Genomic DNA, 15,350 nt, shown 5'->3' with positions numbered 1-15,350 from the left:
TTGATCGGAATCGTTCTGTTTATTGCCCTTATGGGGATTACACTTGGACAGAGAAATTCCTTAACCTGGCCCGAGAAGTTTGCCAGAGATTCAATTGGCTTTGTGCAAGGTATCTTTTACAGGCCCGCTTCAGCAATAGCGGGCTTCTTTGAAGATATCGGTAATATGCGTAGTATTTACGAAGAAAATGAGCGCTTAAAAATAGCCGTGGCCAAGCTGACTCGTGACCAGATTCAGACTCATAATTATGTTGAAACAAATGCTAGATTGCAGAATGAACTGAAGTTCACCCAAACGCAAAAGGCGAAAAATAATTATGATTATCGTGTTGCACAAGTGAACAGTGTTAGCAATGATTCCAAAACACTCGTGATTGATATTGGTGAGAAGGACGGAGCCAAGGTCGGTCAGGAGGTCAGTTCACTTGAAGGGTTTGTTGGGGTCATTAGCCGCACGGGGAATTTTACGTCTACCGTTACGCTGTTGACTACATTGGATCCTAAAAATCCGAATTCTTATGCCATTGCAGCGACAGTCTTGGGTAAGGAAAATCAATCGTTTGGTATGATTGAAAGCTATGATCCGGGTACGAACACATTTCAAATGACTCGCATTGAAGAAAAAGATCCAATCGCAAAGGGTGATCAGATTATTACGTCTGGTGCAGGCGGGAAGTTCCGCAAAAACCTAATGATTGGAACGGTGGAGAAAATTCAGGTTGGAGAGTTCGGCAAAACACGGACAGCGATTATTAAACCGGCAGCCAGCTTTGTGGATTGGAAAGAACTGCTCGTCCTCTACACTCCTGAGGTACCGGAATAATGAAGATGCGCGGTCAGGTTCTGATACTGCTGCTGTTTGTCCTGTTTATAGCTGAAGGAACGATTCTTCCGTGGCTTCTCCCGGATAGTTGGCATTCAAGAATGGTTCCAAATTTTGTGTATGTCGTAATTTTGTTTGTATCTGTGTATTACAGCCGTCATACAGCGTTGGTGCTAGGTATTGTTTTTGGACTTATTCATGATGTAGTGTACTACGGGTTTATCATTGGCCCTTATTCTTTTGCAATGGGGTTGTCTGCATACTTATTAGGGCTTGTGTTTACTGCTAGACGTGCACCGATGCCCATTATGATGGCGGCCGTATTGATCGGTAGTTTCCTGCTGGATTCTATGCTTTTTGCCATTGATCAGCTGTTTCAACTGAATCATCAGACTTTCAATTGGGCACTTGCTCAGTATATGATTCCTGATTTGTTTATCCATTTTCTGTTCGCCCTCATCATTTATGTCCCAGTTCGCAAGCAATTGCAGCGTTTGGGTACCCGTGTGAAAAAGGAAGAGACTGTCTAGGTCTTTTTACACACATTTTGTCCGGGTTAGCAGGGATTTGACGTCCCGGGGACGAAATGATTGAGATAGGAGGGACAGGCTAATGGCGGTGAAATCGAATCATGTCACGATTAAAGGCATCAAAGATGGCCTGGTATTCCTGCTGGACGATCAATGCGAATTTGAGGATTTGCTGGGTGAGCTGCGTTTTAAGCTGGAGCACAGTCATCAAAATATTTTAACTGGTCCGATCATTCATGTGGATATTAAACTGGGAAGTCGGGAAGTAACTGAGGAGCAAAAGGAAAGTATTCTGGAGATTTTGAAGCAGAAGGGGAATCTGCTCATCAGGTCTGTAGAATCACCCGGATTGCCTGTGGTAGTGCAGGGCAAGCCCCCCATTCACACGGTGACAGGGATTATCCGTTCAGGACAAGTGCTTCATCACGATGGAAACTTACTCTTTTTGGGAGATGTTAACCCGGGTGGAATTATAACTTGTACCGGTGATATCTATGTCCTTGGCGCTCTGCGGGGTATGGCGCATGCAGGGATGGAGGGAAATAGTGAAGCGATTATCGCGGCCTCCTATTTTGCACCAACACAGCTGCGAATTTCCGAAATGATTAGCCGTCCACCAGATGAATGGGAGACACGTGAATCCGGCATGGAATTTGCGTATCTCAAGGATGGCGCTATGCAAATAGATAAAATGAGCAATATTGTGCGTCTGGGCCGCGATTTTAACGTGTTCAAAGGGGTGTAGCACATGGGAGAGGCTATCGTCGTCACTTCAGGAAAAGGCGGCGTCGGCAAAACGACGACGTCAGCCAATATAGGAACAGCGCTTGCACTGCTCGGCAAAAAGGTGTGTTTGGTGGATACGGATATCGGTTTGCGTAATCTAGACGTTGTGATGGGTCTGGAAAACCGGATTATTTATGACCTTGTTGATGTAGCGGAAGGTCGTTGCCGTCTGAACCAGGCACTTGTTAAGGACAAGCGTTTTGAGGAGCTGTATATGCTACCAGCTGCTCAAACCAAGGACAAAAGTGCTGTTACGCCGGAGCAGGTTAAGGATATTATTTTGGAGCTTAAAAAGGATTTTGAATATATATTGATCGACTGCCCTGCGGGTATTGAGCAAGGCTTTAAAAATGCCATTGCCGGTGCGGATCAGGCCATTGTTGTGACTACTCCAGAAAATGCTGCTGTACGCGATGCAGATCGGGTAATTGGTTTACTGGAAAGTTCACATGTGATATCACCTAAGTTGGTGGTTAACCGCATTCGCAATAGTATGGTTAAATCCGGAGATATGTTAGATATTGACGGAATTTTACAAGTGCTTAGCATAGACCTTATTGGGATTGTACCGGATGATGAAATGGTAATTAAAGCAGCTAATACAGGAGAGCCTACGGTTATGAATCCGGATGCGCAGGCAGCGATTGCCTACCGGAACATTGCGAGACGAATCTTGGGCGATACTGTGCCTCTTATGCAGCTGGACCAGAAGAAGAGTGTGATGACACGCTTTAAGAAGTTTTTTGGTATGGGTGGATAAGGAAAACAGGAAGTTATTGCTGGTGGTTGCTTGGCCCTTTCTAGTGAGATATTTTCACTGATTTCTAAGGGAAGTGTTACAGTAGCATTCATTTGTAATACTAGACACTTAAATAAGTCACCACTTATTTAAGTGTTTTTGGTTTGCTTTTTTAAATTTCTATGATTCTGGTTCGTAAATTTAGATCATTACATAAATGTTATAAATGCAAAACATATCCGGTGCGCTAGCGCCGGTTTTTTTGATTTTTAGGGTATGTAATCCCCAACCGGACAACATAAGTTGAAGCCCGTCCTCATAAGATGTAATAAACTTACCTCGCTGAGGGGGCTGAACAGGATGGACAAAAATTCCGGAATCAAGCAGCGCAGAAAAGAACGTATACAGCAGCTAATCGAGGGAAACAAAGCGGAGGCGTATTCCTCAGGCATAGATCAGAACAGGTACGGGTACAGAGAAATGAAATCGATGCCTGTAGTCAGTGCCAACTCGCCCAGAGACCCAGAAACTGAGTGGAAAAATGATCGACAACGTTGGCAGCAATCTTTTGGGGCAAATCGTGGTCCGTCTTTTTGGAGTTCCTTTTGGCGTAGAACTGTCATAGCAGCAGTGTTATTTGGAGTGGTGTGGGGCTTATTTCGCTGGGATATTCCCTATGCAGTAAATTTGAGAATGTTTGTCGCGGATGCCTTGAATAAGGACATGGATTTTGCAGCCGCCGGACAATGGTATAAAACTTATTTTGACGGAGCTCCTTCCTTCTTACCGATTTTTGGCGAGGAGCATGAAACGAAACAGGTAGACGCAAGTCGAAAGGGCTCTCCACCGATTGAAGGCAATATAACACAGCCGTTTGTACTGAGTCTTAAAGGAGTAGAGATTACGCCGAATGTTGCCGATAACGGGGCAATCGCTGTTAAAAGTATAGATGCAGGACGTGTATTAGACGTATTAAACCATCCCAAAAGTGGGATTTCAGTTACAATTCGTCACACTGGCGGTATCACAGCAACTTACGGAAGGCTCTCACGCTCTACCTTAAAAGTGAACGATTGGGTTCAGGAGGGTGAAGAGATCGGTGTATTGCCAGCAAGTCACGGCGGTAGCGAGGCGGCGACTTTATTTTTGGCAATTCAAAGAGGGGATCAATACATTGACCCGTCGGAAGTGGTAGCCCTTGATTAATGTCCGAGGGGTGACCTTATCACTGCATCCACTGTTTGTACTGGTTATGCTGACCTCTGTATTAACTGGACATTTCATCGAGATCATGACCTTATTTACACTGGTGTTTATACATGAGCTAGGTCATGCGACAGCTGCTTCGTTGTTGGGGGCGCGGTTACTTTCCATACAGATGTTACCCTTTGGAGGAGTGGCTGTCATTGAGGATCAAGGGAAGCTCAATGCGTGGAAGGAGATTGTCATTGCTCTAGCAGGCCCCCTGCAAAACGGAATCATGATCATCATTCTTTTGTGGCTTAGGAATGTGAGTGGGTTGGAGCATGATTATGTAAATTATATAATTCAGGGAAATGCTGTTATTGCATTGTTTAATTTGTTGCCAATTTTACCGCTTGATGGTGGAAAAATATTGCAGTCGCTGATTAGCTTATTCTTCTCTTATCACCGCACATTAGTATGGACTTTTAGAGCCAGTATCATAACAAGTCTGCTATTTTGCCTGTATGGTATTTCGCCGTTATTAAGGCAAGATGAGCCTTTACATTTAAATCTGCTGGCGGTAGGGATTTTTTTGCTTTATTCTAATATTGTGGATTATCGGAATATCCCTTACCGTTTTATACGTTTTTTGCTGGGGAGGGACGAGCTTTTTTACCGCGAAGCGGCTAAAGGAAGCATTGCCTTACCTATTGTATCCCTGCCCGTGAAACATTTGGAGCCTGTTTTGCGTCTTTTCAGAAGAGATCGATATCATATGGTTTACGTTATGAATGAACAGGGACGGATTGTAGCTGTATTGCCGGAACAACGACTTATACGTTCTTATTTTGCGGCACGCCCGCCAAATGGTGGAGAATCCAAACCAAAATAATGTTTATGAAATAAGGAAGAGGCTGTATTCAGAGAGGTTGAAAAACCATGAAGCAAATGATTGTACAATGCCAACAGCAGATGACCCAAATGGCACTGTTGGAAGAGGGACGATTGGTTGAATATGCGGCTGAACTACCGCGAAAACGGGGAATTCTAGGTTCTTTTTTCAAAGCGAGGGTGGTCAATGTGCTACCAGGAATGCAAGCCGCCTTTGTTGACATTGGACAGCGCAAGAATGCCTTTTTGTATGTGGATGACGTACTTCATGCTCATTTGGACAAGCAGCCAGAGGTAAAGCCGTCCATTTCTGAACTGTTAAAGGTGGGGCAGGAAATCGTAGTACAGGTATTAAAAGAGGCAGTTGGTAGCAAAGGAGCCAGGGTGACCACTCATTTTTCACTTCCGGGCCGCTGGATTGTTTACATGCCCCGTGCTGATTATGTGGCCGTATCCAAGAAGATTGAGCGTGAGGGAGAACGTGCCCGTTTGAAAGCCATGGGAGAGCAACTGCGCACGGGTGAGGAAGGGGTCATCATTCGTACGGTTTCAGAGGAAATGAGTATAGAGGCGATTGAAAATGATCTGAATCAACTACGTAAGCAATGGGCGGCTATTCAGCGCAAAGCGGGTGAACACTCCGCACCGTGTGAATTGCACCGAGATCTGAGTATCGTTCAGCGTTTAATTCGCGATGTGTTTACACCTGAGCAGGATGAACTGGTCATTGACAGTGAGGAGCAAGCAAAGGATGCAGAAGTAATGCTGCAGCAGATTGGTTCTGCGAAAGCTCATGTAAGTATATTTCGCAGTGCAGAAGAAACGATTTTCAAAGCTTATGGCATTCATGAGCAGCTGGAGCGCGATTTTGCACGAAAGGTATGGCTTCAGGGTGGCGGATACATTGTCATTGATCATACGGAGGCATTGACCGTCGTTGATGTGAACACTGGGAAGTTTACGGGCGGCAGTAATCTGGAAGAGACGGTGACCCAGACTAACATTGAAGCAGCAGAAGAGATTGCCCGCCTGGTACGTGTACGTGATATTGGAGGTATTATCATCATTGATTTCATCGATATGGAACAAGAGGAGAATCGTAGGGAAGTATCTTCTGTGCTGGAGGCAAGATTAAAAAAGGACCGGACTAAATCATATGTTGTCGGTTGGACGCGGTTAGGTTTACTGGAAATGACCCGCAAAAAAGTGCGTGAAGAAAAGACTCTCGTGTAGAACGTGCGTAATCAAAATTATTTCAAAACTAAAGGTTGAATGTGTACGAAGCTTGTGCTATAATCATTTAGTATGTGTGATGCGTAAGATTGGCTGCACATGCTGTAACCGCTCCAATCAGGTACTGAAGTGCAGTATCCTAAGGAAACTGCCACCTGCAATTAGGCGAGTCTGAGACATAAGGAGGTGCAAGCAAATGTACGCAATTATCGAAACTGGTGGTAAGCAATACAAAGTTCAAGAGGGCGATGTATTGTTCATCGAGAAGTTGGAAGCTAATGATGGTGAAACTGTAACGTTCGATCGTGTTCTGGCAGTGTCCGGCGACAATGGCTTGACAGCAGGTACACCGCTTCTTTCTGGAGCTTCTGTAACAGCTAAAGTTGAGAAGCATGGTCAAGGTCAAAAGGTCGTTGTATACAAATACAAACCTAAAAAGAACTACCATGTGAAGCAAGGTCATCGTCAACCGTACACGAAAGTGACGATTGAAAAAATCCAAGCGTAAGAGGGTGCGATAATTGATTATCGTGCGTATTATACGGCTGGAGGATGGCAGCATACAGGGGTTTTCTGTTAAAGGTCATGCGAATTTTGCCAAATCTGGCGAGGATATCGTATGTGCTGGTGTTTCAGCGGTAACAGTAGGAACTGTCAATTCGATTGTAGCTCTTACGGACGTTGAAATGGAAACGGAAATGGAAAACGGCTTTTTAAGCGCGTATCTTTCTCCTGAAAATTATCATGATGCGAACGCACAGGTCCAACTGTTGTTGGAGTCCATGGTGATTATGCTGACAAGCATTGCTGAATCATACGGTAAGTATATTCAAATAGAAAATAAACAAAGAAGGAGGTAGACATCATGTTGAAATTGACATTGGATCTTCAGTTATTCGCATCGAAAAAAGGTGTAGGTTCCACAAAAAACGGACGTGACAGCAGATCGAAACGTCTTGGAGTGAAACGTGCTGACGGTCAAGCAGTTACCGGCGGTAGCATCTTGGTTCGTCAACGCGGAACGAAAATTCACCCGGGCACGAACGTGGGCATCGGTAAGGACGACACTCTGTTCGCGAAAGTGGACGGCGTTGTGAAGTTCGAACGTTGGGGCCGTGATCGCAAAAAGGTGAGCATCTACCCGATCGACGTTGCTCCAGTAGCAGCTACTGTAGAAGCTTAATAGCGGCTTAGACACGCTGAAAAGCCTCCGGCACTTTTGTCGGAGGCTTTTTTGCATGATGGTAATGAACTGGAAAGTTAGTCTGTGCTATACTGGATAAAGGTTGTTGACTAGTCCATTTAATTATCGCAGAACGGAGAGAAGCCATGTTCCAGCGGAAAAGAGCGCCTTATCTGGCGTTGGGTTCCATTCTGATTCCTTTGGTTTTTTCACTGCTCTATCCCAAAGCATTAACGATTATCATACTAGCTGTGTGGGCTGTAGCTGCTGCTTGTTTTGGTATGTGGTATACACATAGACAGGTTGAACATGAGCGGAAAGCTGCTTTGCGTTCTTTTGAGCGTACAGCGATAGCAACGCTTAACCATCATCGGCATGACTGGATGAATGATTTACAGGTGCTTTATGGCTATATTCGTATGAATAAGCATGATAAATCAGCTGCTTATGTGGAAACAATAAAGGGGCGGGTGTCGGAAGACAGTAAAATATCTAAGCTGGGTATTCCCTCGCTGGTGTTTTATTTGCAGTCTTTTCGCGTGAACGCCGGAAATTTACAATTGTCGGTACAGGTTGAGGAGGATTTAAAGTTAGACGCTGTCATGTCTCCCGAAGACGGCGAGTCGCTTGCCTCGGCTGTCATACAAACGGTGCGTGCGTATCAATATGGCGGGGGCCGGTCGTCCTGGGGAGAAGTGCGCAGATTGACACTTTATTTCGGTATGGATCAGGATGATGTTATCGTCCGGTTTGAAGGAAGTGACATACCTGCCGATTTAAATATACTAAAGCAGGTCAGATCCGTACTTGGAAGTGAACGCCTTCGAACAGAGAAGCTCCCTACGGGCGATATGCTTCAAATTCGAATGCAGTGCCAGACATAAGGAAGGTGTAACCATGTTTGTAGATAAAGCGAAGATTTTTGTTAAAGGCGGTGACGGTGGAGACGGATTAATTGCGTTTCGCCGTGAAAAATATGTTCCTAATGGCGGCCCAGCTGGTGGTGACGGAGGGAACGGTGGAGATGTAATTTTTCGTGTAGATGAGGGTTTGCGTACCTTGATGGATTTTCGGTACCAACGGCATTTTAAAGCCCAGCGTGGGGTAAAAGGTCGCAACAAAAGCCAACACGGAGCCAACGCTGAGCACATGATTGTCCGTATACCACCGGGCACAGTTATCATGGATGATGACACAGGTGAAGTACTGGCAGATATGACTCGTCATGGCCAACAGGTCGTTGTAGCTAAAGGAGGACGCGGAGGACGCGGCAATATTCGTTTTGCAACACCGAGTAATCCAGCGCCTGAATTGGCTGAAAACGGTGCGGAGGGGCAAGAACGTTATATTACGCTTGAGTTAAAAGTGATGGCTGACGTAGGCTTGGTCGGATTTCCTAGTGTAGGAAAGTCTACCTTGTTGTCAGTTGTATCTTCTGCAAAACCCAAAATTGGCGCATACCACTTTACAACGATTACCCCAAATCTGGGCGTCGTGGATGTGGGCGATCAGCGGAACTTTGTGATGGCCGATTTGCCTGGTTTGATTGAAGGAGCCCATGAAGGTACTGGACTGGGCCATGAATTCCTGCGGCACATTGAGCGGACGCGAATTATTATCCATGTTGTGGATATGGCCGGCTCTGAAGGACGTGACCCGTTTGAAGACTGGACCAAAATAAACGATGAATTAAAGCAATATAATGCAGCTCTGGCTGAGCGTCCACAAATTGTGGCGGCCAATAAAATGGATATGCCGGAAGCTGAAGAAAATCTTGCTCACTTCAAAGAGCAGATTGCTACGATACGTCCTGACCTTGAAATCATGCCTATTTCCTCTCTGACACGTCAGGGTGTAAAGGAACTGCTCTATCGGGCTGCTGATCTGTTGGATCAAATACCGGACGAGCCGGTTGTTGAGGAAGTAGCAGAAGTCAATGAACGCAAGGTATTTAAGTTGGATACGGCCGAAGACGAGGGCTTTACGATTGTACGTGAAAACGACACATTCGTGGTGCACAGCCCCAAAATTGAGCGCATGATGAAGCGCATGCAGATGAATTCGCATGATGCCATCTTGAAATTAGCAAGAACATTGCGTCATATGGGTGTGGATGCTGAGCTACGCAAACGTGGTGCCACAGATGGTACATCTGTACGCATCGCTGATTTCGAGTTCGAATTCGTAGAAGGCAGCAGCTACTACTAAAAATTAAATAAAGCTTTAAAACCTGAACGGTTACTGTACTATAGGGAATTCTATAGAAGGCAGTAGCCGTTTTTTTGTATTGTTAGCTTGCCGATTTTCATGAGTTTAGATATAATGTCCTCTATACAAAAACATAAGTCTTTGAGGAGAGGACGTTCTTGAAAGAGCGCTATTACTTGGTACGGGAAGATATTTTGCCTGAAGCTATTGTTAAGACCATACAGGTAAAACTGCTGCTGGCTTCGGGAGATGTTAAAACCGTACATGATGCTGTGGAGCAAGTTGGGCTAAGCCGAAGCGCCTTTTATAAATATAAAGATGGCATACATTTGGTTAACCAGTTGGAGCGTGAGCGAATTGTCAATATCTCTATCGATCTAGAGCATCAATCCGGCATGCTGTCCAGGGTGCTCGGCAGAGTGGCGGATTACGGAGGTAATGTGCTGACGATCCAGCAAAGTATTCCACTGCAAGGTAGAGCCAATGTAGTTATCTCAGTCGAAATGTCCAGGCTTAGTGATGAATTGGGTGTTCTGCTGGAGGGCTTGGAAAGCATTTCTGGAGTCAAGCGGGTCCGCCTGATTGGGCAAGGCTGAGGCGATACAGTTCGTTAGATAAAAGTTAGCAGGAGGGGAATGGATGAAACCGGTCAAAGTAGGATTGTTAGGCTTAGGGACTGTAGGTACGGGAGTCGTTCGAATCGTTGAGGGCAATCAGGAAGACTTGAGCAGACAAGTAGGTTCACCGATCATCATTGAAAAAATAGCTGTAAAAAACATAGATAAGTATCGTTCCATAGAAGTAGACACCGCCAAACTTACTGAGGACCCGTGGGAAGTCATTCGAGACCCTGAAATTGATGTGATTATCGAAGTCATGGGTGGGATTGATCAGACGAAGGAGTACATTCTAGAAGCGCTAGAGAGAGGCAAACACATTGTGACAGCCAACAAGGACTTAATGGCATTGCACGGTTCTGAAGTATTGGCAAAAGCACAGGAAAAACAATGTGATATTTTTTATGAGGCTAGTGTGGCAGGCGGTATCCCGATCATTCGTACACTCATTGAAGGGTTCTCCTCTGACCGTATTACCCGCATTATGGGGATTGTGAACGGTACAACAAACTTTATTTTAACTAAAATGAGTCAGGAAGGAGCCTCGTACGAGGAGGTTCTTAGGGAAGCTCAAGAACTTGGATACGCAGAATCTGATCCGACCTCAGATGTCGAAGGATTGGATGCGGCGCGCAAGATGGCAATACTGGGAACCCTTGGTTTCCGCTCTAATGTAGAGCTCAAGGATGTAAGCGTGAGCGGTATTTCAAAGGTAACCAGTGAAGATATTGCCTTTGCTAAAAAACTAGGATATCAAATGAAGTTGCTTGGTATTGCAGAACGCCAAGGTGATGAATTTACGATTAATGTTCAGCCGACTATGGTGCGCAAGCAGCATCCATTGGCATCGGTGAACGGGGTATTCAACGCAGTTTATGTACATGGTGAAGCAGTGGGAGAAACCATGTTTTATGGTGCAGGTGCAGGCGAAATGCCAACAGCTACATCAGTAGTGGCTGACCTGGTAGCTGTAGTGAAAAACCTCAAACTTGGCGTAAATGGGCTAAAAGCAATCGTACCCTACAATCCTAAAAAAATTTGCAATGACGAAGACGTGTATTTCAAAAATTTCGTGCTTTTACACGTAGATGATAAAGCAGGGGTATTGGCACAGATTACGCAGGTATTTGCTGAATTCAATGTCAGTTTGGCATCTGTCGTGCAGCAGCCGAATGAGACTAATCCCGATGCTGAGATTATTATCGTGACTCATTTAGCTAGTAAAGCAAGTATGAAAAAGGTTTTGGAGCATTTTGAAACTTTGGACGTGATTCGCCGCATCAAGAGTGTATATCGGGTAGAGGGATAGTTAATAAAAGCAGGAGGAATCATCTGTATGACCGTTTTGAAAACAGCAAGAGTGCGCGTGCCTGCGAGTACGGCTAACCTAGGACCTGGCTTTGATACATTGGGCATGGCGTTGTCTCTATACGCATGGATTGAATTAAAAGAGGCCGAGCAGACAGCTTTCCATCTGTACGGGGATCAAATGAATGGCGTTCCCCAAGATAAAACCAATTTGATTTACAAGGTAGCACAAATGGTTTTTCGTGAAGCAGGTGTATCTGTTCCTGAGCTGGAAATTTCGATGTACTCGGATATTCCGCTTACCCGTGGTTTGGGCAGTAGCGCTTCCGCTATTGTAGGTGCCTTGGTGGCTGCTAATACGCTGATTGGCTCGCCCCTGTCGGATTCCAAGCTATTTGATATGGCAAGCGCTATTGAAAAGCATCCGGACAATGTCGGGGCCTCTTTGTTTGGCGGTATTATTACTGCCGTGTGGGATGGCAAACATGCCAAGCACTTACGGATTGAACCGGATGCTAATCTAGAGGTAATGGTAGTTATTCCAGATTTTCAACTGTCCACGTCGAAGGCCAGAGAGGTCCTGCCTACCCATGTATCCTTGAAGGATGCTGTATATAATATTAGCCATGCTTCAATGCTGGTAGCGGCATTGGCATCGGGGCGAACAGATCTAATCGCCGAAGCGATGCGTGATCAGCTTCATCAGCCTTACCGCGCGGCACTTGTACCGGGTATGACAGAGATCCTACAGAATGCGTACCATTATGGTGCATTGGGCGTGGCCCTTAGCGGTGCTGGACCGACATTGCTGGCATTGACGGATCAACGGGAAAATCGTAAAGCGGAGCTTGAACAGTATTTAACGGAGACAATGAACAAAGAAGGGATCACGGCGTCTGTTTTAAATTTGCGCCCGGAGATTGAAGGGGCTAAAGTATATACGGAAGGGAATACACACCCTTTTATGGATATGATTAAAGGGGAACTTACGATATGATGCGAATTGCACTTCTTCCTGAGGGGACTGTTTCTCATGAAGCAATTAAATATTTGTTAGGAGATACACCCTGTGAACTACTGTTTTACAAGCATATAGCAGACGTATTTCAGGCAATAGACAAGGGACAGGCAGACTATAGTGTAATTCCTATAGAAAATACGATTGATGGCTCTGTAAGTTTGCATATGGACTGGCTTGTGCATGAGGTAGACATTCCAATGCAGGCGGAATGGGTATATCCTTCAATTCAAAATCTTATTGGACATCGTAGTGAATTTCTCGGGGATCAGGACAAGCTTGATTTGAGCAAAGTGGTCAAAATTATGTCCCATCCTGTAGCGCTTCCCCAATGTAAAGAATTCATACAAACTTTCGCTCCTCAAGCCGAGCTGGAGAGTGCAGGAAGTACGGCAGAGGCCGTCGAAATTGTTAAACATAACCCAGGTAAAGGTTGGACCGCACTTGGAACCAAGCTTGCGGCTATCAAACACGGATTAGATATTTTGGCCAGCAAAGTGACGGATCATGATAACAATTTCACCCGCTTTGTCTTGATTGGACATCAACCTGTAAGGTTCCCGCGTACGCCTGAAGGCCAGCGAACCAGTATTCTGGTTACGCCGCCGCAGGATTTCCCAGGAGCGCTGCATCAGGTTTTATCCGCATTTGCATGGCGCAGGTTAAATCTGTCTCGTATTGAATCGCGTCCGACCAAAAAGCAATTGGGGAATTATTATTTTTACATTGAAGTTCTGGAATCTCTGCATTCCGTTTTGCTTCCGGCAGCCTTTGCAGAGATCGAGGCTTTGGGGTGCCATGTACGTATTCTTGGCTCTTATCCAAGCTACAAGTATGTTGAAGCAGCAATCGAACCTATTTTGAAGGAACATTAATCGGAGGTGTGGTTGTAATGGCAGAACAATGGATCTATCTGGATGGACAGCATGTGACTAAGGAGAACGCAAAGGTTTCCGTATATGATCATGGTTTCCTGTACGGAGACGGTATATTTGAGGGTATTCGTATTTATAACGGCAATATTTTTAAATGTAAGGAGCATTTAGAGCGGCTGTATGATTCTGCGAAATCTATTCAGTTGAACATTCCGTTGTCTCCTGATGAAATGTTGGAAGCAATGGCTGAAACGATTCGTCTTAACGAAATGCGCAATGGATATATCCGATTGGTTGTATCCCGGGGTGCTGGAAATCTAGGTTTGGATCCCCTTCGTTGTGCAAAGGCGAGTGTCATCATTATTGTCGAGCAGCTCGCCATTTATCCGGAAGAAGCTTATTTGACAGGTCTGAAGACAATTTCTGTCTCTCAACGTCGCAACATCCCGGATGCTTTGAATCCAAAGATAAAATCATTGAACTACCTCAACAATATCCTGGTGAAGATCCAGTCTAATTATGCTGGTGTAGGTGAGGCTATTATGCTCAATTCCCAAGGATATGTGACGGAAGGTTCTGCTGATAACATTTTCATTGTCAAAAATGGAGTGTTATATACACCGCCTTGTTATTTGGGAGCGCTTGAGGGGATTACACGTAATGCTATCATCGATTTGTGTGCCAAGCTTGGATATTCGCTTAAGGAGCAACCTTTTACATTGCATGATGTATATGTGGCGGATGAGGTGTTTTTTACGGGAACCGCTGCAGAAGTGATTGCAGCTTATGAAGTAGATGGTCGTACGATCGGCTCCGGTGTTGCTGGTCCAGTGACTTTAGAGCTCCTGGCCGAGTTCCGGAAGATTGTGGATCAGGATGGCTATAAAGTGTGGCAGGACTAAAAGAATACGAGATCCTTTTGACTGAATGCTTGTAAGAGTATTCGGTTGAGAGGATTTTTTTGTTTGTAGGGGGTCATTCGCCCGGGAGGTGCATAGGATGTAATAACAGAAGCCGGGCGTTTATCCCGCCCGAACGAAAGTCTAGGAGGTTTGTGACCTGTGAAAATACACATCGTCAAAAAAGGTGACACTCTGTACTTACTGGCACAGAAGTATAATGTGACACTAGAGAAAGTTATTGCCGCCAATCCCCAATTGGCAGACCCTAATCAGTTGAGCATCGGCGAGAAAATCAAAATTCCGACAGATCCTGTTACGATGGAAACACAGCCGTCAACGGTCTATCAACACAAAGTTAAGCAAGGTGATACGTTGTGGAAGTTGTCCAAGGCGTGGAATGTACCGCTTAAGTTAATTATTGATGCCAATTCCCAGCTTAAAAACCCGAATGCACTTTTGGTTGGAGAAACAGTTAATATTCCACACTACAAAGAAAGCGTATCTGATCTTTCTGTGAATAAGAAAAATACCGCAGTGAAAGAAGAGATGACACAGCCTAAACCTGAATCCCCAACCAAGGAAGAGCTTACCCAGCCCAAGGCGGAATTAACACAGCCTAAACCGGAGAATATGCCTAGTCCTAAAGAAGAAATGACACAGCCGAAAGAAACAGTGAATCCTCCTAAGCTTCCTGAATTAAAACTGCCTGAAGTTCCTATGGCACCCGTCAATATGGCGCCCGTAAATCCTGCTCCACCTCAATTGCAGCCCATAATTACTCAACCTGCCCCACCTCAACAAATGCAACCTATAGTCACCCAACCGATTGCACCTAAACCGCAGTTTCCAGTTCATATCGAGAAGCAACCCGTAACCGAAAAGTTTTGTGGCTGCACCAGCTCGAAGCCGATGGAGAATTCCTCATGGCCATTACAGCAACCGGCATTTGATTACAGTCCGCCAATAAATGCTATGCCGAACTCGTGGTATCCGGGGATTGGATCTCCTCAGAATTGGGGGAATGCTCCTGTGAATACTTCCTTTGCAGAACAT

General features: G+C 45.2%; 18 protein-coding genes and 1 other annotated feature (1 of these 19 cut by a window edge). All 18 genes read left to right on the top strand.

Features of this window, described 5'->3' with window-relative positions; all coding sequences use genetic code 11:
• The gene (mreC, locus tag PPM_RS20245; protein ID WP_013372671.1) at positions 1–822 is read left to right on the top strand and encodes a rod shape-determining protein MreC; all 822 of its coding nucleotides are present in this window, start codon (positions 1–3) and stop codon (positions 820–822) included.
• Positions 822–1,352, top strand: coding sequence for a rod shape-determining protein MreD (gene mreD / locus PPM_RS20240; RefSeq protein ID WP_013372670.1), 531 nt, complete (start codon positions 822–824; stop codon positions 1,350–1,352). The genes mreC and mreD overlap by 1 nt, the downstream gene beginning before the upstream one ends.
• A gap of 82 nt (positions 1,353–1,434) precedes the next feature.
• Positions 1,435–2,097 carry a septum site-determining protein MinC gene (gene minC / locus PPM_RS20235; RefSeq protein ID WP_013372669.1) on the top strand — a complete coding sequence of 221 codons (663 nt, stop codon included), beginning with the start codon at positions 1,435–1,437 and terminating at the stop codon, positions 2,095–2,097.
• Between the two features lie 3 nt (positions 2,098–2,100).
• The gene (gene minD, locus PPM_RS20230) at positions 2,101–2,898 is read left to right on the top strand and encodes a septum site-determining protein MinD (protein WP_013372668.1); all 798 of its coding nucleotides are present in this window, start codon (positions 2,101–2,103) and stop codon (positions 2,896–2,898) included.
• A gap of 339 nt (positions 2,899–3,237) precedes the next feature.
• A complete protein-coding gene (locus tag PPM_RS20225) occupies positions 3,238–4,083 on the top strand; it encodes a peptidoglycan DD-metalloendopeptidase family protein (protein WP_013372667.1) in 846 nt (281 codons plus the stop codon).
• Complete coding sequence (locus PPM_RS20220) at positions 4,076–4,954, top strand: M50 family metallopeptidase (protein WP_013372666.1); 879 nt, start codon at positions 4,076–4,078, stop codon at positions 4,952–4,954. Before PPM_RS20225 ends, PPM_RS20220 begins: the two co-directional genes overlap by 8 nt.
• 47 nt (positions 4,955–5,001) lie before the next feature.
• The gene (locus PPM_RS20215) at positions 5,002–6,186 is read left to right on the top strand and encodes an Rne/Rng family ribonuclease (RefSeq protein WP_016324654.1); all 1,185 of its coding nucleotides are present in this window, start codon (positions 5,002–5,004) and stop codon (positions 6,184–6,186) included.
• 96 nt (positions 6,187–6,282) lie between these two features.
• Positions 6,283–6,369: a sequence feature (ribosomal protein L21 leader region), on the top strand.
• Positions 6,370–6,382: 13 nt separating this feature from the next.
• The gene (gene rplU / locus PPM_RS20210) at positions 6,383–6,694 is read left to right on the top strand and encodes a 50S ribosomal protein L21 (protein WP_013372663.1); all 312 of its coding nucleotides are present in this window, start codon (positions 6,383–6,385) and stop codon (positions 6,692–6,694) included.
• A 13-nt stretch (positions 6,695–6,707) separates the two neighbouring features.
• Positions 6,708–7,046 carry a ribosomal-processing cysteine protease Prp gene (locus tag PPM_RS20205; protein WP_013372662.1) on the top strand — a complete coding sequence of 113 codons (339 nt, stop codon included), beginning with the start codon at positions 6,708–6,710 and terminating at the stop codon, positions 7,044–7,046.
• Between the two features lie 5 nt (positions 7,047–7,051).
• Positions 7,052–7,369, top strand: a complete 318-nt coding sequence (rpmA, locus tag PPM_RS20200; protein WP_013311590.1) for a 50S ribosomal protein L27 — start codon at positions 7,052–7,054, stop codon at positions 7,367–7,369.
• A 146-nt stretch (positions 7,370–7,515) separates the two neighbouring features.
• Positions 7,516–8,253: a Spo0B domain-containing protein gene (locus PPM_RS20195; protein WP_013372661.1), complete on the top strand. Its 738-nt coding sequence runs from the start codon at positions 7,516–7,518 to the stop codon at positions 8,251–8,253.
• A 13-nt stretch (positions 8,254–8,266) separates the two neighbouring features.
• The gene (gene obgE, locus PPM_RS20190; protein ID WP_013372660.1) at positions 8,267–9,577 is read left to right on the top strand and encodes a GTPase ObgE; all 1,311 of its coding nucleotides are present in this window, start codon (positions 8,267–8,269) and stop codon (positions 9,575–9,577) included.
• A gap of 158 nt (positions 9,578–9,735) precedes the next feature.
• The gene (locus tag PPM_RS20185) at positions 9,736–10,173 is read left to right on the top strand and encodes an ACT domain-containing protein (RefSeq protein WP_013372659.1); all 438 of its coding nucleotides are present in this window, start codon (positions 9,736–9,738) and stop codon (positions 10,171–10,173) included.
• Positions 10,174–10,216: 43 nt separating this feature from the next.
• On the top strand, positions 10,217–11,503 hold the full coding sequence (locus PPM_RS20180) for a homoserine dehydrogenase (protein WP_013372658.1): 1,287 nt from the start codon (positions 10,217–10,219) through the stop codon (positions 11,501–11,503).
• Between the two features lie 27 nt (positions 11,504–11,530).
• Positions 11,531–12,499, top strand: a complete 969-nt coding sequence (gene thrB / locus PPM_RS20175; RefSeq protein ID WP_013372657.1) for a homoserine kinase — start codon at positions 11,531–11,533, stop codon at positions 12,497–12,499.
• Positions 12,496–13,395 (top strand): prephenate dehydratase, encoded by a 900-nt coding sequence (gene pheA / locus PPM_RS20170; RefSeq protein ID WP_013372656.1) that lies wholly within the window; start codon positions 12,496–12,498, stop codon positions 13,393–13,395. The genes thrB and pheA overlap by 4 nt, the downstream gene beginning before the upstream one ends.
• Positions 13,396–13,412: 17 nt before the next feature.
• Positions 13,413–14,297, top strand: a complete 885-nt coding sequence (ilvE, locus tag PPM_RS20165; RefSeq protein ID WP_013372655.1) for a branched-chain-amino-acid transaminase — start codon at positions 13,413–13,415, stop codon at positions 14,295–14,297.
• Positions 14,298–14,456: 159 nt separating this feature from the next.
• Positions 14,457–15,350 carry the 5' portion of a LysM peptidoglycan-binding domain-containing protein gene (locus PPM_RS20160; protein WP_013372654.1) on the top strand. It continues 735 nt past the right edge of the window, so only the first 894 of its 1,629 coding nucleotides appear in the window; it begins with the start codon at positions 14,457–14,459; the stop codon falls past the right edge of the window.

Source organism: Paenibacillus polymyxa M1, assembly GCF_000237325.1.
Lineage (GTDB): Bacteria > Bacillota > Bacilli > Paenibacillales > Paenibacillaceae > Paenibacillus > Paenibacillus polymyxa_C.
Note: the sequence above shows the minus strand (reverse complement) of the source record. Positions and strands in the feature narration are given on the sequence as shown.